This window comes from Enterococcus sp. DIV2385 (assembly GCF_051711925.1).
Classification (GTDB): domain Bacteria; phylum Bacillota; class Bacilli; order Lactobacillales; family Enterococcaceae; genus Enterococcus; species Enterococcus faecalis.
Window position 1 is genome coordinate 2,521,695 of sequence record NZ_JBIONV010000001.1, and the last position, 21,414, is coordinate 2,543,108.

A 21,414-nucleotide genomic window follows, 5' to 3' on the forward strand; every position below is an offset into this window, starting at 1 on the left:
AAAGGGATGTTTATTTTATGTCAAAAAAATCAAATCAATGATGAATAAATACTCAAAAATCGAATGTTTTCTGCATGGAAATCAGCTTAAATCTTTACTTATCAACGTTTGTCCACTTTTTTCATAAAAAAGATTAGACATTTTTTAAAAATTGATAAAAGAATAATCATTTCTAACGATTTTTTAATTTCTCCTTTTCATTTTTACATTATACTGAGAGTATTGCTAAAAATGAAAAGGAGCGTGTCAAATGAAGAAATCTGTTTTATTTACTTCATTACTTGTATTATCAAGCTTAGCTTTAGCGGCCTGCGGCGGTGGCAGTGGCAGTGACGATAAAGGAGCTAGCAACGGCGGCAGCGACAACCAAGTATACACAATGGTTGAATCCCAAGAAATGCCTAGTGCCGATCCGTCCCTTGCGACAGATGAAGTGAGTTTTACCACTTTAAATAATGTCTACGAAGGAATCTATCGTTTAGATAAAGACAACAAACCCGCGCCTGCTGGTGCAGCCGAAAAAGCGACTGTTTCAGAAGACGGTTTAGTTTACAAAGTTAAATTACGTGAAGAATCAAAATGGTCTGATGGCAAACCAGTTACTGCTGCAGATTACGTTTACGGTTGGCAACGAACAGTGGATCCTGCCACTGCTTCAGAATATGCCTACATGTTTGAACCAGTAAAAAATGCTGAAAAAATTTCTAAAGGGGAACTACCTAAAGAAGAATTGGGCATTAAAGCAATCAATGATCATGAATTAGAAATCACTCTAGAAACAGCAACTCCATATTTTGACGATTTATTGGCTTTCCCTTCTTTCTTGCCGCAACGTCAAGATATCGTTGAACGTTTTGGTAAAGATTATACAAAGAGTAGCGATAAAGCAGTCTACAATGGTCCGTTTACGCTAACTGAGTTTGATGGTCCCGGAACAGATACTAAATGGTCTCTAACTAAAAATGAAGAATATTGGGACAAAGAGACTGTCAAGTTAGATAAAGTCGCTATCAACGTGGTAAAAGAAGCCCCAACTGCCTTAAATCTTTATGAAACTGGTGAAGTGGATGATACGTATTTATCTGGCGAACTGGCCCAACAAATGCAAAACTCGCCTGACTTGGTCCAATTAAAAGCCGCTTCTTCTTTCTATTTAGAAATGAATCAAGCAGATGAAAAATCACCATTGACCAACGCAAACTTACGTCGTGCTATGTCTTATGCCATCGATCGCGATTCATTAGCTAAAAACATTTTAGCCAATGGCTCTCTTCCTTCACAAGGCTTCGTTCCTGTGGATGTCGCGAAATCACCAAAAACGGGTGAAGACTTTGTTAAAGAAGCTGGTAGCGACAAATTAGTCAAATACGACAAGAAAAAAGCTGTGGAATACTGGAACAAAGCGAAACAAGAACTTGGTGTTTCCAACTTAACGGTTGATTTAATGGTAGACGACTCTGAAGGCGCTAAAAAAATGGGCGAATATCTTCAAGGATCACTGTCTGATACTTTGGAAGGCTTAAAAGTAACTGTGACGCCTGTCCCTATGGCTGTTCGCTTAGATCGTACCTTAAAAGGGGATTTCCAAATCGCTGTTCGTGGTTGGAGTGCCGACTATTCAGACCCAATTAACTTCTTAGATTTATTAGAAAGCTCAACTTCTAATAACCGTGGACGTTACAGCAATCCTGAATACGATAAATTCATTGCTGCGTCCAAAACCACAGATGTTAACGATCCTGAAAAACGCTGGGAAGATCTAATCAACGCTGAAAAAACAGTAATTGCTGATATGGGTGTTGTGCCAATTTACCAAAAAGCAGAATCACACTTACGTGCACCAAACGTGAAAGAAATTATTTATCATCCAACCGGTGCTAAATACGACTTCAAGTGGGCGTATAAAGAATAAAGTAAAGGTCTCCTTCAATTTTGGAAGGAGACCTTTACTTTATTCTTTATACTGGCACGTTTCTAAATGATCATTCACCAAACCCGCTGCCTGTAAAAAGGAATAGACTGTCGTGGCACCTAAAAATTTAAATCCTCGTTTCTTTAACGCTCGACTAATGTGTTGCGATAATTCCGTGGAGGCTGGAACCTCTTCTGGGTGCTGCCAGTGATTAACGATTGGTTGCTGATCGACAAAGTTCCAGAGGTAGCGATCAAAGGAGCCAAATTCTGCCTGAATTTCTTGAAAAACTTGCGCATTCGTAATGGTCGCTTGAATTTTTAAACGATGACGAATCACACCAGGATTTGCTAGTAAAGCTAAAATTTTTTCCTCATCATATCGCGCAATTTTCCGATAATCAAACGCATCATAAGCTGCTCTGAGCGTTTCTCGTTTATTCAAAATAATCGCCCAGCTTAAGCCCGCTTGCATACTTTCCAAGGTCAATAACTCAAATAACTGTTGCTCTTCATGAACTGGACGTCCCCATTCATCATCATGATAGGCTTGCATCTCTTCAGTTGTATTCGTTGCCCAAGTACATCGCTCCATTGTCCTGCCTCCTTTTATTTGCTAAAAAAGATGCGAACAAAGGGTACTGCCTTTTGTTCCACACCTTTTCTTATTCCTAATAAAATGCCCAGAAGTTTAACGCTTCATTCATCACTTCTTCGGCTGTAAATGTCCGTTTTGAATGGCCCTTTTCTTCTGAATCGTTTGGATCATTAATCCAGAAATCGCCTTTTTCATCCACGCCACTCATCACCATAATGTGACCAGTTGTAGTGAAATAGCCCGGTTTTACAGAAATAATGACTGGATGACCTTCCTTCAAGAAAGCTGCCACTGTTTCAATATCCCCAATTTCTTGACAGTTATAGCCTTTCATTTCAGCATATGCACTAAAAATAGACCACGCCGTCCCTTGTCCTTCCATAAAGAAGTCATTTTTTGCCCAAGCTAACACATCTAGAGGAGTAACTTCTTGGTGATCCATGTATGAACCAACCATTGCAAGCGACACAATCGCACAGCCATTAATTTCGATTGTATTCGGCTTATCTACATTGCCAAATCCGTACGCGGTGTCTTTCCATTTAGCATCTGTCTGCAATTCTAACGGCAAATCCAGATGTCCATCATATTGCTTCTTTTCAATTTCTTGATTGACCTGTTGTCCATAGCTTAAAGGTTTGACTTTTTTCTCAATTTTAACTGGTGCTGGTTCTTTTGTTTTACTTGATTCAGCACTAGCTTTAACATATGAATCATCAAACCAACTTGAAAACCCACCTGATTTCATCGGCGAAAACTGCGCTAACAATCCGCCAAAGCCAAACGATACCAACAACACCGTGAGAACTTTTTTTTGGTAACCTGATGGTTTTTTTGACATACTATTCATCCTTTTCTATCTATTGACTACATCCGATAATCTTATGTATTTCTTATATGCTCACACATTATACTACTTTCTTTTTCGAAAAACAGAAACGTTGGTAAATTCTCATAATTATTGAAGGCGAACATATTTTCTTGAATTTTATCACAAAATTAGGTAAAATACAGGTAATTAGTCATTTGAGTTTTATTCTATTTTATTCGTAAAGGAGGCAGAAGAATGGATCAACATAAAGCTACCATCAAGAGCATTTCTAAACTGATTACGCTCTCTTCCCAACATTTCTTTTCGGCATTTTTAGAAGATTCTCAAGATCAAAAGAATAAAGAAAAGGAACGCAGTGCGCTTTTACAAGAGCTCCAAGTCGCTGCCGCCCAAAAATCCTTAGTGGTCTTACAATTGAAAGAAGTCCCTACAGCGCATAAATTCGAAACGGCGATCGGCTGGATTGTCTCAAAAAATATTTCGGACAATATCGTCGTTCGTTTACAAACGGATGAACAACAGTTGCGCATGATTCCTGTTGCTTCTGTCATGAAAGTCAGCACGTTAGCCAATCGTCACCAACGTCAAATTCACTAGAATATTGAAGTCTTTATAAAATAAATAGAAACCACCAACCCTGGCGATTGCAGGTTGGTGGTTTCTTTTATTTTAGGGGTGCGCCAAAGCGATCTCAATTAAACGATTTTCTGTTTGTAAAAGATCAAACAGTGTGCCAATTCTTTCTAATTGTTCCAAGTCTATTTGATAAAGTTTCACTCTTGGTTTGGTTAGCCAGGAGCCTTGTGTAAGCTTCATTCGTTCCTTGATTAACACGCCTTGCTCATAGAGCGTTTTTATCTCTAATTCAGAAACTTGGTCTGTCAAAGAGGCCACGCGACCATGGTGAGCTAATTCTGGTAAAAAAGTAGGGCCTTCTTTTTGAGGGAACGCCTTTAATAATTGTTGATTAATCTCCCAAGCTTCTTTCAGGAATTTAGCTTTTTTTGATAACTCATCGTAGTAAAACAAATCAATTTTAACGAGATCGTACCATTCCTCTTCCTCTAATTCCTTAGTTTGTTGCTCCTCGAAGTGTGCCCAACTACTTGCGAACACCCCTTTTTCTAATCTTAATAGCTCTTGTTCTGCTTTTTCTTTCGCTACTTTCATGCGCGCTTTAGCTGCTTTTTCTTGTCGTAAGCTTTCTTGTAGAAATCGAATTTGCTGCTCTTCTTTTGTTTTTATTTCAGATTGGCTGCCCACTTGTTGGGGTAAACTTGCCTGTTGATAATATGTACCCGTTACGGATGCTTGTTCTATTTGTCGTTCGTTATTTAGCCACTCGTTAACAATTTCTACCAATGATTGCGTGGTTGGATAATTCATTTGTTGTAAGCTTGCTTCGAGGTTGCAAGGTTGTGCCGCATTGGAACAGATTGGTATAAATTCACAAAAATAACAATTTTCTGTATCGCTTGTTTCGGCTTGTCCCTTTGTCCAGATAAAGAGAGGAAACAGGTGTTGCAACTTTTCTAGCAAAATCTTCGGGTCTAAGGTCAGTCCTAAACAACGGATGCTTAAATAACTTTTGCTAGCTGATTGCTGTAACAGCTTTTCTGGCATTATTGTTCTTTCGTCCTGTCTAGCAAATGACTGTTTTTGTTGCCATTGCTCAACTAGCTCCTGTTCACTTAACGGACCGAAAATGGTTACTCTTTTTGCCACATGTGGCAAAGCCTTCGGATAAAAAGAGACTTCTAACAATTCACTCAGTGAAACCACCGCCTTTTTTCTTTTTTTATTCATATTATACCGTACTCGACAATGAAATAGCTAGTTGCTTTAAAAAGAAAAAGTCCTAAGTCAGAAGTAAAGGAAACTTCTGACTTAGGACTCAACTTATTTCTTAGGAACAAATAATTGCGGTGCTACTTTTGCCAATAAGCCTAGTACTAGACTTACATACAAACAATTGACGACGGTACTCGTACCGTTTAGTACAAAAGAATAGAGGTATGGGCTCATTCCTTCTGGTGCATACATGCCCCAAACCAATACACCCGCCCAAAAATGCCAAAACCAGCGGGCGAAGACTGCGACAACACTTCCTAAAATAATCGTACGAATGGCTGATTTTAAGCGATTCGCTTGAAAATAGAGTTGAATTTTTCTAGCGAATACGCCACCCATTCCTCCAAACGCAAAAGCAAAGGGATATTCAAAAATAATCTGTGGAACGGACAAGAAATTTTTCATGGCTGTACCGAGAATAATATTTAACATGCCCCAAACAAAGCCTGCTGCAACTCCGGGAAGCAACCCACGACGAAACGAATAAAGAACTAATGGGACCATTCCCAACGATAGGTCCAAGCCACTATTGGCAAATTCAATCGGTAAAAAAGAGAGGGCCATTGCCATTGCTGCGACGACTGTTCCTTCTACCCAAATACGTAAATCCATTTTTCTAGCCAAACAAATTTCCTCCTATGTTCTGACGCTCTCAACCACTAATACATCGTTATTTTACCATAGGGACTTTAGAAAAACACGTTTGTCGAACAAGCAAAAAAATAGCTGGACCAACGTTTAAGGGAATCAACTCCTACTCAAACGCATGCCAGCTACTGTTTATCCATTAATCATCCCGCTCAGTTGTCAAAATTTTACCAGAATGAGCATCGATTTTTACCTCTATTTTTTGTTGGCCCTCTTTCACTTTCACTTCCCAATAGGTGATTCCTAATTCTTTCTCTAACTTCCAATCTGTTGCCTGGCCGACTTTTGCTGCTTTTTCAGCCAAGGTTGTAGCTTGTTCTCTGGAAATGATATTTGTTAAATCAAGTGCCTCTTCTTGCATTTTAACGCTATTTTGTTCATCGACATCCAAAGTTTCGACTTTTTCTTTTGTGAATTCGCCTGTCTCTGCGTTCACTTCAACTTGATATTCTTTTTGCTGATCCACGCCTTCTATTTCATAAAAATAACGGCCAAAATCTGTATCTAACTGCAGACTTGTTATTTTAGCTTCTGGATATTTTTTCTCAAATGCTGTCGTTACTTTTTCTAAAGAGACAGCTACCGCACTTGTCTTCTCTGATGTCGTCGTTGCTTCTTGTTGTACGGATGAACTTGTTTCAGTAGTTGATATTACTGTTTCTTTTTGTTCATTTGTTGATGAAACAGCTGTGGGTGTTTTGGGTGTACAGCCAGCTACCAAAAAGAGTGCCAAGCCAGTCAGAGCGCCATAGAGTATTTTTTTCATTAAACAACCTTCTTTCCTTTTTATCATTTTATTATACTTGATTTCTCATCCAAATCATAGCTACAAAAAAAAGCCCTACTTTAGTTGATAAAGTTAGAGCTCTCTCAGCCTTCATGGGCCAACATAAAAATTTCACCGAAATCATTCTCTTGTTCAATGTGCCAAATGCGTTTTTCACTATTATAGACAAGCGTTGCCAAAATTTCTTCTTTTTGGTATGACGTATTTTTCATCTTGCTAAGTGAATCTTCCACCAAGTAAATAGGAATCCGATATTCTTCTTTATCCACTTCTGTTTGTTGGAAGCAAAAAATAACACCTTCTTGCAAGATACCTTTCATATTTTTAAGTAATTCAGGACTTAATTTTTCGACAGGCGTATTTCGTTTAAAGAAGGCCTTTTTATGATTCACTTTCTCTAAAACAACACGTGTAATTTTTTCAGCAAAGATTCGATAAAATTCATCAATATAACGATAATAGACACGCGTCATCTGATCTGCAAATTCAAAAAAGACAAAATCATTTTGTAGCTTATAAAAGAAAGGCGAATGCAAACTATTCTTCATGTGTCCAAAATAAAGAAGTTCCGAAATTTCTAATGGCGTTAGCTCTTTTAGCATCGTCACATCGGAAAAGTCAATCCATTTAATCTCTTCAGTCATCCAACGCCGTTGTAGCGATTGAAAATAGCGATTGACGCTTTCTTCTCCACGAATAATTTTCAAGCCTGAATGCATATCGTATTCGCCAGCTTCGGCAGAAGGATCTAATAATAGTAAGTTCTGTGGATGATGCACAATTGAACGAACAAAATCGGAATGGGTAATTCCTTTAGATAAAACCGCGTTGCTGGTTACATCTATATGTACATAAATTAAATCAAGCAAATTCCCATCTCCCCTCTACTAGCCTCCTTACCATTTTACAATATTTTCAAAAGAAAAGCTTGTTTCTTTTACTTTAAAATTCCATTACAAAATGAGGATTTTTTTGAAAAATCAATCGATTCAGTTGTTTTTTATTAAATCAAGGTCCGGTCTGCTTACCTATTCCCCGAAGAAAATAAATAGGTTTTTCAAATAAATTGTGGTAAACTTGATACATTAAAAGGAGGGAGAATATGCGCCCAAAAGAGAAAAAAAGAGGAAAAAATTGGTTAATCAACAGCTTATTAGTTTTACTATTTATCATTGGCTTAGCCTTAATTTTTAACAATCAGATACGCAGTTGGGTGGTTCAACAAAATAGCCGCTCGTACGCCGTTAGCAAGTTGAAACCAGCTGATGTGAAGAAAAATATGGCTCGTGAAACAACGTTTGACTTTGATTCAGTTGAGTCCTTGAGCACAGAAGCGGTGATGAAAGCCCAATTTGAAAACAAAAACTTACCTGTGATTGGTGCCATTGCGATACCAAGTGTCGAAATTAATTTGCCTATTTTTAAAGGATTGTCAAATGTCGCTTTATTAACTGGTGCCGGGACCATGAAAGAAGATCAAGTCATGGGGAAAAACAATTATGCCTTGGCTAGTCATCGAACGGAAGATGGCGTTTCCTTATTTTCACCTTTAGAAAGAACCAAAAAAGACGAACTCATTTATATCACTGATTTATCTACTGTTTATACATACAAAATAACTTCTGTAGAAAAAATCGAACCAACCCGTGTTGAGTTAATTGATGACGTTCCTGGTCAAAATATGATTACCTTAATTACCTGTGGCGATTTACAAGCAACGACGCGAATTGCTGTTCAAGGAACATTGGCAGCAACGACGCCTATTAAAGACGCCAACGACGATATGTTGAAGGCTTTCCAATTGGAGCAAAAAACTTTAGCCGATTGGGTGGCTTAATAAAAAAAATCCTTGAAAAGTTTTGACACTTTTCAAGGATTTTTTGCTTTATTTCATCGCTTGACGTTCTTGCTGTTTCAAACGAGCAAAACCATAACGAATACCTGCAAATAATAAAACTAACGGAGATAAGAAAACAGAGATCATTAACCATTCACTTGTATACATACTACTAAAAGATAAATGATACGTGACAGCATACACTAGCGGCAGACTCATTATCAACAATAAATAATACAAACTTAATTCAAAAACATAGGATAAATAACTACTGTTCATCTTACTTCCCTCCTGTCTCTTTTTCCCTGAACAATTTGTTAACACTATTGTACCAAGGGGAAACAGAAAGTACTATCGGACTATAGTCCTAATCTTTCAGCTGTGCTTTTATTTTTTTCAACCATTCTGAGGTACCTGCTTCCACTAAGCGGTAAGTTTCCTCAAAATCTCCAGTATAATAAGGATCAGGTACGTCCATGGTTTCTTTACCAGCCACAACTTCCATAAATAAATGAATCCGCCGTTGCTCTTCTTGAGGAGCTAATGCTTTTAAATCTGCCACATTATTCGCATCCATCCCAATGATATAGTCATATTTTTTAAAATCACTTGGCTGGATTTGTGTTGCCTGCATTCCTTGATAGGAAATTCCTTGTTGCTCCAAAATTTTTCTGGTTCCCTTATGTGGCTGACTGCCAACTTCCCAGTGGCTAGTAGCTGCTGAAAACACTTGAATAGCCGATTCTAAACCAGCTTGTTGGACTTTCTGACGAAAAATCGCTTCTGCCATTGGCGAGCGACAAATATTGCCTAAACAAACAAATAACACAGTTACCACAACGTTTCACTCCTTCATAAAACTTTTTATCCTTCACACATTACTCATTGGCTTCTTGTTCATACAAATGATAAGCCATAAATTCTGTATCTTTCGCTAAACGGAATAATTGCGTCGCCATTTCCAAAGGAGTCTGAGGATATTCCTCAAGAATCCATTTCGTTAAGACGCCACTACATCCATAGGAAAAGAAATTCGCATAAAATTGTTTGTCTTTATCTGTTAAATGATTCTCAACATCGACTTGTTCAAATAATGATATAAATAAGCGATTGGTCGAAGCGGAAAAAACATTAAGAAGAACTTCTGAATCTGAGGTCACCGTTGTATAGTAGAAATGGCTCTTCTCTTTAATCGCTTTTAATAACTTCAGGGCTTGTTCCTCCCAGTTTTCCAAACAAATATCTGTTTCTAAGTAAATCAATGCATCGTGACGATAAATCCAACGTAATAAATCATATTTATCTGTAAAGTGATAATAAAATGTTTGGCGATTCAAGCCCACTTTTTTGGTAATATCTTGGACACTTATTTTACGAAAATCCTTTTGTTCACATAATTCTATTAAAGCTGAAGCGATTGCTTGTTTTGTATCGTGCGTTCCGCTCATGCTGATTCCTCCGCTCCTAATATGTATATACCTCTATAATTGCAAAAAAACGGCCAGATTACAATATTTTCAGATACATTTTATGCATATATTTAAAATTAAATGAATAAAAAAAGCGGCAACTAACGATTTTTGTTAGTTACCACTCCTTGTTATCAATTATTAATAGATGACTATTTAGCCTGGAAAACGCCATACAACAGCGCGGAATCCTGCTGGTGGTGCTGGTGACCAGTTAGAGTTAGAAGAAACATAACCAGAACCTCCTGGGTTGTTCGCTTCAACGATTTGAACACTTCCACCACTTACACCTGTAACTAAGACAGTATGCACGCCACCAATCCAGCTATCTGGACTATAGGCACTTTCATATTGAACAACATCGCCTGGTTGCACGTTACTCCAGCTAACTTGTGTTGCGCCAGAAGCAACATAGCCACTGTTTGGACCACCATAACCGAAGTTAATACCGCCTGCCGCTAACCAGCGACGAACGGATACTAAACATTCGCCTGGCTGATTCCAACCTGTTGCATAAGAATTACCAACATCTGCTAAAGCTGCATTAATTGCGGCTTGTTTTCCTGAAGTCACGCCACCATTCCCTGGTTTTGCTTCATTACCTTTTTCAGGAGTCGTTGGGTTAGTTACAGGAACTTCTTTTTCTTTTTCAGGTGCTGCTGCAGGTGTTGTTACAACACTTTCTGTTTCAGTACTTGAAGTTGTTGTTTCTTGCGTTGTGGTACTTTCAGTAGTTGTTGATGATTCTACTACTGGTGTTGCGGCTTTTTCTTCAGCGGCGGATGCTGCTGCCTCATTGGCTGCTTTTGTTGCTTTCGCTTGCTCTGCTGCCGCTTTTTGTGCTGCGGCTTGTGCTTGCGCTGCCGCTTGTTCTTCTGCTTTTTTAGTAGCTGCACGTTGGCGTGCTTGTTCTTCTGCTAAACGTTTTTCCGCTTCTTTTTTCTGTTTAATGAAGCCGTCTTTTTTCCCTTGTTCTTCAGAACGTTGTGCTTCTAAATCATTTTTAGCCACTTCTTGTTGGATCTTCAATGTTTTTAATGATTCTGTTTTGTCATTTAATTCTTTTGTTGCTGCTTCTAATTCAGCAATTTGTTTTTCAACATTCTTTGTTTTCTTTTCAACAGTCGCTTTGTCTTCTTTTTGTTGTTCTAGTAATTCATTGTTGGCGCTCATCATTGTTGAGACCGCTTGAACGCGACCAATTGCATCTGCTACTGAATCTGCATCTAAGACAGCATCAATAATTGAATCACTTTGACCATTCACTTGGACATCGCGTGCTTGTTTTGTCATTTGTACTTCACGTTTTTGAATACGGACATTCAAATCAGAAATTTCACTATATAATTTAGATACTTCTGATGATAGCTTGTTCTTTTTAGCTGTTAATGTATCGATTTGTTTGGCCGTTTCAACCATATCATTTTCAATCGCGGCAACTTTTGCTTCTGCATCTGACATTTGGCTTGTTAACGCATTAATTTTTTGATCTTGTTGTTGAATCTTTGTATCGTATTCATCTGCAAATGCTGCGGATGGCAACGCTACGCTTGTTAATGTAATGGAACATACCATTAGAGCCGATAATACACTTTTCTTCAATCTGTTGTCCTCCGAAAATCCTTTTTTGTTAAGCTTTTTTATTATTTATTAAAATTTGAATAAATTTCTCTTTTTCAACGATAGAGCAATTGTAGCATAGCTGTATGTCACTGAGATAATATGGATGTTACAGTAATATTTCAATTTTCTTCTTGTAAATGACAAAAAAAAGCTTCACTTTTTTCACAACTTTCTTCAAGGCTCCAGGGTAATCTTCTCATTGTTTTGTTATTTAAAGAAAATAAAAAAAGCGAAAAATGCTAACAAATGAGCATTTTTCGCAAACGAACAAAATTTTCAATTTTTATTTTACGGAAAACAGTTTTTTCAGCGGATAAGATAAAATAACATACCACACCATGTTCAATAGCAATGTAGGGCCCAACACACGCGTAATAAATAAAATCGGGCTGACATCCGCTAAATGAAAGGCCACTTGAATCAGTACCGCAATCAGTTCATACAACGTGGTAAAAATAACGATCCCAAAAAAACCAGTTAGTAAATTTGTTTGAATTACTTCTTTAAATGTATACATCAACATAACCGAAAGCGTCAGTGCGACTGTATAAATCCCGATAATGCCAATGTAGTAGCTATCGCAAATAAAGCCTAAAATTAACGAAGTAATTAATAAATAACGTTTAGAAAAATTAGGAACGGCAAACATAAACGCCAGTAATAGCAGATGAGAACTGGCGAAGTAAACATTACTTGTCCACGTTTCAAAAGACTTTGTTAAATGAGCATCAATTAACATTAAGAAAAACAAGAGAATAGGTGTGATGTATTTTAAATACTCTTTCCGAATCATTCGCTTTCCCCTGCCGATCTTTTCACGACCGTCACAACGGAGATACCATAGACATCCGCATAAGGTTTCACATAAACTTCACGATCTAAACCAAAACTATCTGGTTTCACTTTAATAACTGTTCCTACCGCTAAATCGGCTGGGGAATTACCACCTAAGCCAGAAGTCTGAACGACATCGCCTTCTTTCAGAGTAGCATCGCCAGTTAATTGTGACACAATTAATGCATTCGTCTTATTGTCGTAATTTTTAAGTAAACCAAACGATTCGCCATTTGCGGAAGTTACTCGCACAGGGAAATGGTTCGAGTTAACATTTTTAGACGTTAGTAGTTCCACTTTTGCAGTCGTTGCATTGACTTCAATAACACGCCCCACTAACCCTTTTTGCGCCATGACCGCCATGCCCGCTTCAATGCCGTCATTGGTTCCTTTATCGATAATTAATAAGTCTTGCCAAGTATCCGGCGAACGCGTAATGACATTCGCAGTTACTTTTTCATAGTTAGCTAACGTTTCGTTCAGATTCAATTCTTGTTTTAAACTATCAATTTCGCGTTTATAGTTATTGTTTTGGACAGCTAATTCATTATAGCTATCAATTTTTTCTTTTAGACGTTCATTTTCTTTAAACGTGTTAATTAAATTGCCCATTGAAGACAAGCCGTTTTCCACCACACGAGCTGGAAAAGAAATCACACGATCCACCATACTAACGCTATTGTTGACGCCACCTTGAACGACATTGGTTTTGCCTTTTTCAGAACGTTGCGCAGCAGTTAAACTAATAATGGTTACTAAAATAATGACTAAAATTAAGGTAATGATTATATTTTTATTTGGATTAAATTTTTTCACAAAGACACCCCAGATATTCTTCAGACTGATAGTATTAATTTTACCACTAATTGACTATAAACAAAAGAGTTGGCGATCGTCTTTAGCTTTTTTTATCATTTCTTTTTTAGGGCTTATTTTCAACGAAAAAACCAACGAAAAGAAAGGAAACTTCCTTGGTTTTCGTTGGTTTAAAAAGAAATTATTTTTCTTTGTTTTCTTCGTTTAATAATGCTTTTCTTGACACGTTGACACGGCCTTGTTTGTCAATTTCAGTTACTTTGACAAGGACTTCGTCGCCTAATTTCACGACATCTTCAACGTTGTTCACACGTTCGTTTGCTAATTGAGAAATATGGATCAAGCCATCTTTGCCTTTAATTAGGTTAACAAACGCACCAAATTTTTCAATGCGGACAACTTTTGCTAAGTAAACTTGACCGACTTCGACTTCTTTGGTTAATTCTTCAATAATCTTGATGGCTTTTTTAATCATTTCAGCATCTGATGAAGCAATACTTACGTTACCGTCTTGATCGATATCAATCTTAACGCCGGTTTCATCAATAATGCTGTTGATTGTTTCGCCACCTTTACCAATGACATCTTTAATTTTCGCTGGCTTAATTTGAATCATTTCAATTTTCGGTGCATATTGACTTAATTCTTCACGAGGAGCAGCAATCGTTGTTGTTAATTCTTCTAGAATTTCCATCCGTGCTTTCTTCGCTTGGTCTAATGCTTCCGTTAAAATTTGTTCTGTAATTCCTTGGATTTTGATGTCCATTTGTAAAGCAGTGATTCCGTCTTTCGTTCCCGCTACTTTAAAGTCCATATCGCCAAGGTGGTCTTCTAAACCTTGAATATCTGTTAAGATTGTATAGTTTTCGCCATCACTAACAAGACCCATTGCAATACCTGCAACTGGCGCTTTAATTGGCACACCCGCATCCATTAATGCTAATGTTCCCGCGCAAATACTTGCTTGTGAAGAAGAACCATTTGATTCTAACACTTCTGCTACTAAGCGGATTGTGTAAGGGAAGTCTTCTTCTGATGGAATAATTTGTGCTAAGGCACGTTCACCTAACGCACCGTGACCGATTTCACGACGACCTGGTGAGCCCGCGCGTCCTGTTGAACCAACAGAGAATTGCGGGAAGTTATAATGATGGATGAAACGTTTGCTATCTTGGACACCCAATCCATCGATAATTTGATGTTCCCCTAAAGGCGCTAATGTACAAACGGATAAAGCTTGTGTTTGACCCCGAGTAAATAAGCCAGAACCATGAACACGTGGTAAAATACTTACTTCTGATGATAAATGACGAATTTCGTCTAATTTACGGCCATCCGGGCGAATCTTATCGATCGTGATTAACTCACGTACGACATCTTTTTCAAGATCTTCCGCAATTTGTTTCACTTCTTTTAGTAATTGCGCTTCTTCTTCGTGTTCCGCAAATTTTTCAGCGTAAACTTCTTTGACTGTATCTTTTACTTTGTCAATTTCAACTTCACGTGCTAATTTTTCTTCCGTCATTACGGCTGTTTTCATTGTATTGTAGTACGCATCAAAAATTTCTTTTTTAAGATCAGCGTCCACTTGTAATAAGTCCACGTCCATTTTTGGTTTACCTACAGCGGCAACGATTTCTTCTTGGAACGCCACTAGTTCTTTAATGGCATCAAAACCGAAAAGTAAGGCACCTAACATATCTTCTTCTGATACTTCTTTAGCACCACTTTCAACCATGTTGATGGCTTCTTTTGTTCCAGCAACAGTTAATTCAATATCTGTTTGTTCCGCTTGTTCTACCGTTGGGTTTAAGACATATTCGCCATTAATACGACCAACGTCAACACCAGCAATTGGTCCATCAAACGGAATATCTGAAATTGCTAACGCTAAGGAAGACCCAAACATTGCAGCCATTTCTGGTGTACAATCTTGATCCACACTCATAACGATGTTTGTGATTTGGACTTCGTTACGGAAGCCTTCTGAGAACATTGGACGAATAGGACGGTCGATTAAACGAGCGGTTAATGTCGCACGTTCACTTGGACGACCTTCACGTTTAATGAAGCCACCAGGAATTTTTCCTACCGCATACATTTTTTCTTCATAGTTTACAGTTAATGGGAAAAAGTCTACATCTTTTGCTTCTTTAGAGGCAACAGCAGCACTTAAAACGACCGTATCGCCGTAACGTACTAAGACAGCTCCATTGGCTTGTTTGGCTAATTGGCCGATTTCTACTTCTAGTGGGCGGCCGCCCCAAGTTGTTTTAAAGACTTGTTTTTCTGTCATAATTCTTCTCCTTTACTCTTGCTCTTTGGAAAAGTCAGACGGCTACTAAACAAATGAAAAAGTAACAAGTCGTTGTTGCTCTTTCATTTGGTTAGTAGTTCCTAAAAACTTTCCAAAGAGGACCTTCAATAGTGACAATAAGATAAAAAGCGAGATTCTGATTGAACCTCGCTTTATACGTAATGATTAACGACGTAATCCTAAACGTTGGATCAATTCGCGGTAACGTTGGATGTCAGTTTTACGTAAGTAAGCTAACAAGTTACGACGGTGACCGATTTTTTTCATTAAACCACGGTAAGAATGGTGATCTTTTTTGTGTGTACGCGCATGTTCGTTCAATTGGTTAATGTCTTCAGTTAAGACAGCAATTTGTACTTCTGGAGAACCAGTATCTCCTTCATGACGTGCGTATTCTTTAATGATTTCGTTTTTTCTTTCTTGTGAAATTGCCATTTGTTCCACCTCTTTCTCTATTATTCGTCTGATCACTGAGTGAAGCGTTGGTGACTCGCTAAACCAAGTGATAGATGGTGTGTTTCCACACAAGCTTACTTTACAGGAAACACCGCTAAAATGCAAGCTTAATCTCTATTATTCGATAGTTTTTTTAAACAATCTAGCCCCTTTTTTGGTGATTTTGTGATACACTAAATGGTGGTAAACAACTGATTATTTCAGCGCATGAATAAATAAAAGAAGAATTTTTTTATGTTTCAAAGGAGGAACCATTGAATGATTACAATGAAAGATATTATTCGTGAAGGGAATCCCACACTTCGTGCTGTGGCAGAAGAAGTGCCTGTCCCTATCACTGAGGAAGACCGACAATTAGGCGAAGACATGTTGACTTTCTTAAAAAATAGTCAAGATCCAGTCAAAGCCGAAGAATTACAATTACGTGGTGGCGTTGGTTTAGCTGCACCACAATTAGATATTTCTAAACGAATTATTGCTGTCCATGTTCCTAGTAACGACCCAGAAAACGAAACGCCTTCATTAAGTACGGTGATGTACAACCCTAAAATTTTGAGCCATTCTGTGCAAGATGTATGTTTAGGTGAAGGGGAAGGCTGTTTATCTGTCGATCGGGATGTGCCTGGGTATGTCGTTCGCCATAACAAAATTACCGTCAGTTATTTTGACATGGCTGGCGAAAAACACAAAGTTCGTTTAAAAAACTACGAAGCGATTGTGGTTCAACATGAAATTGATCATATTAATGGCATCATGTTCTACGATCATATTAATAAAGAAAATCCATTTGCTTTAAAAGAGGGCGTTTTAGTCATCGAATAAAGCAAAAAAAACTGCGCCGTTTGTTTTCAGACAAACGGTGCAGTTTTTTTAAATGGCCTTCATTTCTTTTAAGGCTTTCCAAATCCCATCATTATCATTTGTATCTGTGACCATTGTGGCCACTTTTTGAATGGAAGGACTCGCGTTGCCCATTGCGACGCCAATCCCTGCATGGCTTAACATTTCTCGGTCATTTTCGCCGTCCCCAAAGGCAATGATATTTTTTGCATCAATGCCCACACGTTTAGCTAAATACGTTAACGTAGCTGATTTTGAGCCATCTTTAGGCACAACATCTACGCTATGTTGATGCCAGCGAATAAAGCGAAATTCTGGGTATTCTTCTTCAAACGTACACTGATCTTCTGCGTCATAAAAAGCCAGCGCTTGGTAAATATCATTTTGACGATAAAAGTGTTCATCATAAGCAGGTGAATGAAAATGAAAAGAGTTCATCGCAATTTCCATTTTTTCAGCACGGTGCTGGTTGCTCTTCTTAATATCATCTAAGCCCACACAAGCAAATCCTAAGCCGCGTTGATCACTGTCTTGTGCCAAACGTTCCAACGCTTCAGCGTGCAATAAATTTTGATAATATTGCTCATGATCCACAAAAGCCGCGGCGCCATTACATAATACGTAATTGGTAAAATCTAAATCCCAAATCACCTCTTGCGCCATATAACGACTTCTGCCAGTTGCCAGCGTAACTAAGTGTCCTTGCTCCCGCAATTTTGCTAGCGCTTCTCTCGTGCTATCCAATGCTTTCTTCTCCGAATTTAACAACGTCCCATCAATATCAAATGCAAAAAGTTTTCTTTCCATCATTTCTCCTTATTCGCTCGCTTTCGCTAAATATTTACTGCCTTCTCGTTGTGCTAAAGGACTCAACACTAATTCTTTCATCAATTCCTCGACCCATTGCGGATTCGTTTTACTATATTGGCGTAATGACCAGCCAATCGCTTTTTGAATGAAGAACTCCTCTGTAGTTCTATCATAAATAATCGCCTTTTTCAACAGGTCCTGATTGGTCTTTTCTTTCAACATCAACTGTAAATTCAGCGCAACACGCCGATTCCAGAAATTTTCAGCGCCATAAAAAAGGGCAAAAATCGTTGGCAATTCAGTCAGATGCAACGCCACCCACAACCCCAAAAATTTTCGCCAAGCATCCACACTATCCCACCACGCTTTTTGTGGAACATAGGCTTTAAACGCTACCACCTCTTCTAATGAAAATCTCCGAACATTTTGAAGGGCTAAATCAATAGCGACATACTGATATTCTCGTTCTGTTTTTTGATAATAAGCCTCAATCTCTTGGCATAATTTTTCCTTTGGCCACGTATGACTTTCTTTTAAAAGTTGTTTACTTAACGCTTGACGTTCTGGGGCGGGGATGCCTGCAAAAACAAATTGGTGTTTCATATAAGCAGACATTTTTGCTGCTGTTTCTGGGTTCTTCTGAAATTGAAGTGTGTCCATTCCTTCGCTCCTTATAATAAAAAAAACTATACTAAAACAGTGTACCATGTTTTAGTATAGTTGGTTGATCAATTAATCAAAATACGTTAAGTTTTTGTTGTCTTTATCTAACCAGGCATAGCCGAGACCCATAATTAAGCCACCACCGATAAAGTTACCGATAAAGGCCCAGAACAGATTATGAACAACATTACCAGCTGTGAAAGCTTCAATTGCGCCGTTCGAAGCAAAGTAAGCTAAACTGAAGGCTGGGAAGTTGGCAATCACGTGTTCAAAACCAAGGAACGCAAAGATAAAGATAATGAAAATAATGGCCGCGACTTTGCCGGCATCATCTTTCATTCGCATACTCACTAATACGGCTGTATTAACTACAATATTGGCGAACATAGCTTCAACTAAAATTTGCAGGGTGGTTTTTTCTAATTTTCCAGCAATCGATGTAAAGAAGAAACTATCTTTTGGCAAATCTTGGAATGGCACCGTAAGTGATACCAAGAAACCAAACAAGACGCCACCAATTAAATTGAATAAGATACAGGTAAATAAAATTTTTGCAGCTAAGGAAAAGTTGACTTTTTTACGATAGACCCCAACAGTCATGTACAACATATTCGAGGTACCAAGTTCGGCATTCATATATAAAATCATCACAAGTGACCAACTGAACATGAAGGCGTAAAGCATTTTCCCTAAACCATGAGAAATTCCTTCTCCTTTAATTGCGATTGCAAAAGCAACGGCTGTTCCCAACGTTAAAAATAGGCAAGCAAGCATTGCACGAACAGCGTAGCGGGAAAAGCTGTTTGAGAATAAATTCACTTTCTTGTCGATGGATTTATCAATTTGTTCAAACAATGGTGAACCAGACTTCATTGTAAACTCCCTTTCATTCCGTTTTCAACTTATATTTTCAAAACATCTCCCCTTATTCTAATGAGGAAAAGTGTTTTTGTCTACCTTTTTTTCATATTTCACTTTAAAACCTTGACGTTTCCTATCCTATTAAGTATACTAGATTTTGTGTAAAATAATTGCAGCAGAAGAATAATAACTCGTCAACAGTTCATTGCCAAACTTGGTTCAACTGCGTAACCGCGGCTGCAAAGGCGAAGGTTGAAGAATGAACTGAACGAATATGAATTTTTCATCTAATTATTTTACTCCAAAAAAACATTTATTTATTGGAGGAATTTTTAATGTCTCGTTATACTGGACCATCATGGAAAGTATCTCGTCGTCTAGGTATCTCTTTATCAGGTACTGGTAAAGAACTAGCTCGTCGCCCTTACAAACCAGGACAACACGGACCTAACAGCCGTGGTAAAGTTTCTGAATACGGAATGCAATTAACTGAAAAACAAAAATTACGTCATATGTATGGCATGAACGAACGTCAATTCCGTACGTTGTTCATTAAAGCAAGCAAAATCAAAGAAGGTAAACACGGTGTTAACTTCATGGTTTTACTAGAACAACGCTTAGATAACGTTGTTTACCGTTTAGGTCTTGCAACTACTCGTCGTCAAGCACGTCAATTAGTTAACCATGGCCACATCACTGTAGACGGCAAACGTGTTGATATTCCATCATACCACGTTGAAGTTGGTCAAGTGATCGGTGTTCGTGAAAAATCTCAAAACATCTCAACAATTAAAGAAGCGGTTGAAGCAACTGTTGGACGTCCAGCATTCGTAAGCTTTGACACTGAAAAATTAGAAGGTAGCTTCACTCGTTTACCAGAACGTGATGAACTTTACCCAGAAATCGACGAAGCACTTGTCGTTGAATACTACAACCAAAAACTTTAAGATTTCAAAAGGTCGAACTGCGGTTCTTACCTTCTTTCAAAACCTTGCCTTTCTTGGCAAGGTTTTTTTCTTTGCCCTCTTTACAAAATTGTTTACTTCCGCTAAACTATTGTTAACCAAACAAAAATAATTGGTTAACAATAGAAAGTGAGGCTTCTTATGAATAAAGCATCGTTACGCTCTTTAATTTTAGCAGCAGAATTCGCTGTGATTATTGCTGTACTTTCACAATTTACAATTCCATTGGGGATTGTCCCACTAACCGGACAAACATTTGCCATCGGCTTAACCGCTACCGTTTTGGGTAAGCGAACGGGGACCTACGCTATTTTAATTTACTTCTTATTAGGATTAATTGGTTTACCCGTTTATGCTGGGATGTCTAGCGGGTTCGGTGTACTCTTTGGACCAACTGGCGGCTATTTAATCGGGTTTATCTTCAACGGCTTATTAACTGGTTATATTTTAGAAAAAACAACCTTTAACTATACTTGGGCCATTATCGCAAATATTGCCGGCGCCTTAGTTACCTTAGTTTTCGGTATGATTTGGTTGAAATATTCCGCAAATCTACCGTGGCCAAACGCTTTCGCTGGCGGGTTTGCTCCGTTTATTATTCCTGGTATCATCAAGGCTGTCGCAGCTGCTTATGTTGGTATTTTAATTCGCCAACGCTTTATGAAACGTTTTTTAGCACACCTTTCTTAAGGGGAAAACTTTTTTCTTTTCCTTGTCTGTAGTACACTAAAAGGACAAAGGAGTGAAGTCCATGTCCTCATTATTAAAACGATTGGTTCAGTTGGTTTTGTTAGTCGTCGCTGTCTTGCTAATTCGACACTATGTTTTCTCCCCTGCTGCGGTGAACGGCTCTTCAATGGAACCAACACTTCATAACAACGACCGTTTATGGGTGACCTCGATTAAAAAGCCACAGCGCTTTGATATTATCGCTTTCCCTAGTCCTCGCAACGGCCAACGAGTAGCCAAACGTTTAATTGGTTTACCTGGCGAAACAGTCGAGTATCGCGATGATACCCTTTATATTAATGGTGTATCACTCAGTGAAGATTACTTAGCAAGTGCTAAACGAAATGTCTCTAAAAATGAAAATTATACCCAAGATTTTACGCTAGAGACCTTAGAAGCCACCCAATCCCTGACCGTTCCAGAAGGCATGTATTTTGTCTTGGGGGATAATCGCCCGCGCTCAGATGACAGTCGTTACTTTGGCTTTGTTAAACAAGAGAGTGTGGAAGGTGTTTTGACTTTTCGTTATTATCCGTTAGATAAAATTGGCTTTCCATAAAAATAATA

24 protein-coding genes are annotated in these 21,414 nt (G+C 38.2%); 7 read left to right on the forward strand and 17 right to left on the reverse strand.

Annotated features, from left to right (window positions below; all coding sequences use genetic code 11):
- Positions 1 to 250: 250 nt before the first annotated feature.
- A complete protein-coding gene (locus tag IGM04_RS12190; protein ID WP_086318162.1) occupies positions 251 to 1,912 on the forward strand; it encodes a peptide ABC transporter substrate-binding protein in 1,662 nt (553 codons plus the stop codon).
- 39 nt (positions 1,913 to 1,951) lie between these two features.
- Here the strand turns inward: IGM04_RS12190 and IGM04_RS12195 are convergent, their stop codons facing one another.
- Positions 1,952 to 2,506 carry a DNA-3-methyladenine glycosylase I gene (locus IGM04_RS12195; protein WP_086318161.1) on the reverse strand — a complete coding sequence of 185 codons (555 nt, stop codon included), beginning with the start codon at positions 2,504 to 2,506 and terminating at the stop codon, positions 1,952 to 1,954.
- Between the two features lie 76 nt (positions 2,507 to 2,582).
- Entirely contained in the window at positions 2,583 to 3,359 is a 777-nt protein-coding gene (locus IGM04_RS12200) for a peptidase C39 family protein (RefSeq protein ID WP_002372856.1), read from the reverse strand.
- A gap of 216 nt (positions 3,360 to 3,575) precedes the next feature.
- On the opposite strand from IGM04_RS12200, the gene IGM04_RS12205 reads away from it, so the two are divergent.
- The gene (locus IGM04_RS12205; protein WP_086318160.1) at positions 3,576 to 3,938 is read left to right on the forward strand and encodes a hypothetical protein; all 363 of its coding nucleotides are present in this window, start codon (positions 3,576 to 3,578) and stop codon (positions 3,936 to 3,938) included.
- 72 nt (positions 3,939 to 4,010) lie between these two features.
- Here IGM04_RS12205 and IGM04_RS12210 read toward each other — a convergent pair whose 3' ends face one another.
- From IGM04_RS12210 to IGM04_RS12225, 4 genes are all read right to left on the reverse strand, one after another.
- On the reverse strand, positions 4,011 to 5,147 hold the full coding sequence (locus IGM04_RS12210; RefSeq protein WP_086318159.1) for a hypothetical protein: 1,137 nt from the start codon (positions 5,145 to 5,147) through the stop codon (positions 4,011 to 4,013).
- 93 nt (positions 5,148 to 5,240) lie between these two features.
- On the reverse strand, positions 5,241 to 5,816 hold the full coding sequence (gene thiT, locus IGM04_RS12215; RefSeq protein WP_002354998.1) for an energy-coupled thiamine transporter ThiT: 576 nt from the start codon (positions 5,814 to 5,816) through the stop codon (positions 5,241 to 5,243).
- A gap of 163 nt (positions 5,817 to 5,979) precedes the next feature.
- Positions 5,980 to 6,633, reverse strand: a complete 654-nt coding sequence (locus tag IGM04_RS12220; protein ID WP_025191202.1) for a PepSY domain-containing protein — start codon at positions 6,631 to 6,633, stop codon at positions 5,980 to 5,982.
- A gap of 77 nt (positions 6,634 to 6,710) precedes the next feature.
- Positions 6,711 to 7,496 carry a hypothetical protein gene (locus IGM04_RS12225; protein ID WP_086318158.1) on the reverse strand — a complete coding sequence of 262 codons (786 nt, stop codon included), beginning with the start codon at positions 7,494 to 7,496 and terminating at the stop codon, positions 6,711 to 6,713.
- Positions 7,497 to 7,729: 233 nt separating this feature from the next.
- Between IGM04_RS12225 and IGM04_RS12230 the strand changes: the two genes are divergently transcribed.
- Positions 7,730 to 8,464 (forward strand): class A sortase, encoded by a 735-nt coding sequence (locus IGM04_RS12230; RefSeq protein ID WP_002354994.1) that lies wholly within the window; start codon positions 7,730 to 7,732, stop codon positions 8,462 to 8,464.
- A gap of 48 nt (positions 8,465 to 8,512) precedes the next feature.
- On the opposite strand, the gene IGM04_RS12235 is transcribed toward IGM04_RS12230, so the two are convergent.
- The 8 genes from IGM04_RS12235 to rpsO all read right to left on the reverse strand — a co-directional run bounded on the left by IGM04_RS12235 (position 8,513) and on the right by rpsO (position 15,958).
- Positions 8,513 to 8,743 (reverse strand): hypothetical protein, encoded by a 231-nt coding sequence (locus IGM04_RS12235; protein ID WP_002383277.1) that lies wholly within the window; start codon positions 8,741 to 8,743, stop codon positions 8,513 to 8,515.
- A gap of 88 nt (positions 8,744 to 8,831) precedes the next feature.
- Positions 8,832 to 9,302: a low molecular weight protein-tyrosine-phosphatase gene (locus IGM04_RS12240; protein WP_010715461.1), complete on the reverse strand. Its 471-nt coding sequence runs from the start codon at positions 9,300 to 9,302 to the stop codon at positions 8,832 to 8,834.
- Between the two features lie 40 nt (positions 9,303 to 9,342).
- The gene (locus tag IGM04_RS12245; RefSeq protein WP_002354991.1) at positions 9,343 to 9,912 is read right to left on the reverse strand and encodes a TetR/AcrR family transcriptional regulator; all 570 of its coding nucleotides are present in this window, start codon (positions 9,910 to 9,912) and stop codon (positions 9,343 to 9,345) included.
- Between the two features lie 177 nt (positions 9,913 to 10,089).
- The gene (locus tag IGM04_RS12250) at positions 10,090 to 11,508 is read right to left on the reverse strand and encodes a CHAP domain-containing protein (protein WP_179189165.1); all 1,419 of its coding nucleotides are present in this window, start codon (positions 11,506 to 11,508) and stop codon (positions 10,090 to 10,092) included.
- A 331-nt stretch (positions 11,509 to 11,839) separates the two neighbouring features.
- Positions 11,840 to 12,349, reverse strand: a complete 510-nt coding sequence (gene mreD / locus IGM04_RS12255) for a rod shape-determining protein MreD (RefSeq protein ID WP_086318156.1) — start codon at positions 12,347 to 12,349, stop codon at positions 11,840 to 11,842.
- Positions 12,346 to 13,206 (reverse strand): rod shape-determining protein MreC, encoded by an 861-nt coding sequence (gene mreC, locus IGM04_RS12260; RefSeq protein WP_002383273.1) that lies wholly within the window; start codon positions 13,204 to 13,206, stop codon positions 12,346 to 12,348. Before mreC ends, mreD begins: the two co-directional genes overlap by 4 nt.
- A gap of 181 nt (positions 13,207 to 13,387) precedes the next feature.
- Positions 13,388 to 15,502 carry a polyribonucleotide nucleotidyltransferase gene (pnp, locus tag IGM04_RS12265; RefSeq protein ID WP_002367402.1) on the reverse strand — a complete coding sequence of 705 codons (2,115 nt, stop codon included), beginning with the start codon at positions 15,500 to 15,502 and terminating at the stop codon, positions 13,388 to 13,390.
- A 186-nt stretch (positions 15,503 to 15,688) separates the two neighbouring features.
- Positions 15,689 to 15,958 carry a 30S ribosomal protein S15 gene (gene rpsO, locus IGM04_RS12270; protein ID WP_002354983.1) on the reverse strand — a complete coding sequence of 90 codons (270 nt, stop codon included), beginning with the start codon at positions 15,956 to 15,958 and terminating at the stop codon, positions 15,689 to 15,691.
- Between the two features lie 279 nt (positions 15,959 to 16,237).
- Here rpsO and def point away from each other — a divergent pair, with 279 nt between their 5' ends.
- Positions 16,238 to 16,801, forward strand: coding sequence for a peptide deformylase (gene def, locus IGM04_RS12275; RefSeq protein ID WP_002354981.1), 564 nt, complete (start codon positions 16,238 to 16,240; stop codon positions 16,799 to 16,801).
- Positions 16,802 to 16,849: 48 nt separating this feature from the next.
- Here the strand turns inward: def and IGM04_RS12280 are convergent, their stop codons facing one another.
- The 3 genes from IGM04_RS12280 to IGM04_RS12290 all read right to left on the reverse strand — a co-directional run bounded on the left by IGM04_RS12280 (position 16,850) and on the right by IGM04_RS12290 (position 19,165).
- Positions 16,850 to 17,626 (reverse strand): HAD family hydrolase, encoded by a 777-nt coding sequence (locus IGM04_RS12280; RefSeq protein ID WP_002361040.1) that lies wholly within the window; start codon positions 17,624 to 17,626, stop codon positions 16,850 to 16,852.
- Between the two features lie 9 nt (positions 17,627 to 17,635).
- Positions 17,636 to 18,289 carry a DNA alkylation repair protein gene (locus tag IGM04_RS12285; RefSeq protein WP_086318155.1) on the reverse strand — a complete coding sequence of 218 codons (654 nt, stop codon included), beginning with the start codon at positions 18,287 to 18,289 and terminating at the stop codon, positions 17,636 to 17,638.
- 72 nt (positions 18,290 to 18,361) lie between these two features.
- Positions 18,362 to 19,165: a formate/nitrite transporter family protein gene (locus IGM04_RS12290; RefSeq protein ID WP_002365340.1), complete on the reverse strand. Its 804-nt coding sequence runs from the start codon at positions 19,163 to 19,165 to the stop codon at positions 18,362 to 18,364.
- A gap of 323 nt (positions 19,166 to 19,488) precedes the next feature.
- Between IGM04_RS12290 and rpsD the strand changes: the two genes are divergently transcribed.
- The 3 genes from rpsD to lepB all read left to right on the forward strand — a co-directional run bounded on the left by rpsD (position 19,489) and on the right by lepB (position 21,406).
- The gene (gene rpsD / locus IGM04_RS12295) at positions 19,489 to 20,100 is read left to right on the forward strand and encodes a 30S ribosomal protein S4 (protein ID WP_002365342.1); all 612 of its coding nucleotides are present in this window, start codon (positions 19,489 to 19,491) and stop codon (positions 20,098 to 20,100) included.
- 159 nt (positions 20,101 to 20,259) lie between these two features.
- Positions 20,260 to 20,808, forward strand: a complete 549-nt coding sequence (locus IGM04_RS12300) for a biotin transporter BioY (RefSeq protein ID WP_002354975.1) — start codon at positions 20,260 to 20,262, stop codon at positions 20,806 to 20,808.
- Between the two features lie 61 nt (positions 20,809 to 20,869).
- Positions 20,870 to 21,406 (forward strand): signal peptidase I, encoded by a 537-nt coding sequence (lepB, locus tag IGM04_RS12305; RefSeq protein ID WP_010712890.1) that lies wholly within the window; start codon positions 20,870 to 20,872, stop codon positions 21,404 to 21,406.
- The last annotated feature ends 8 nt before the right edge of the window (positions 21,407 to 21,414 follow it).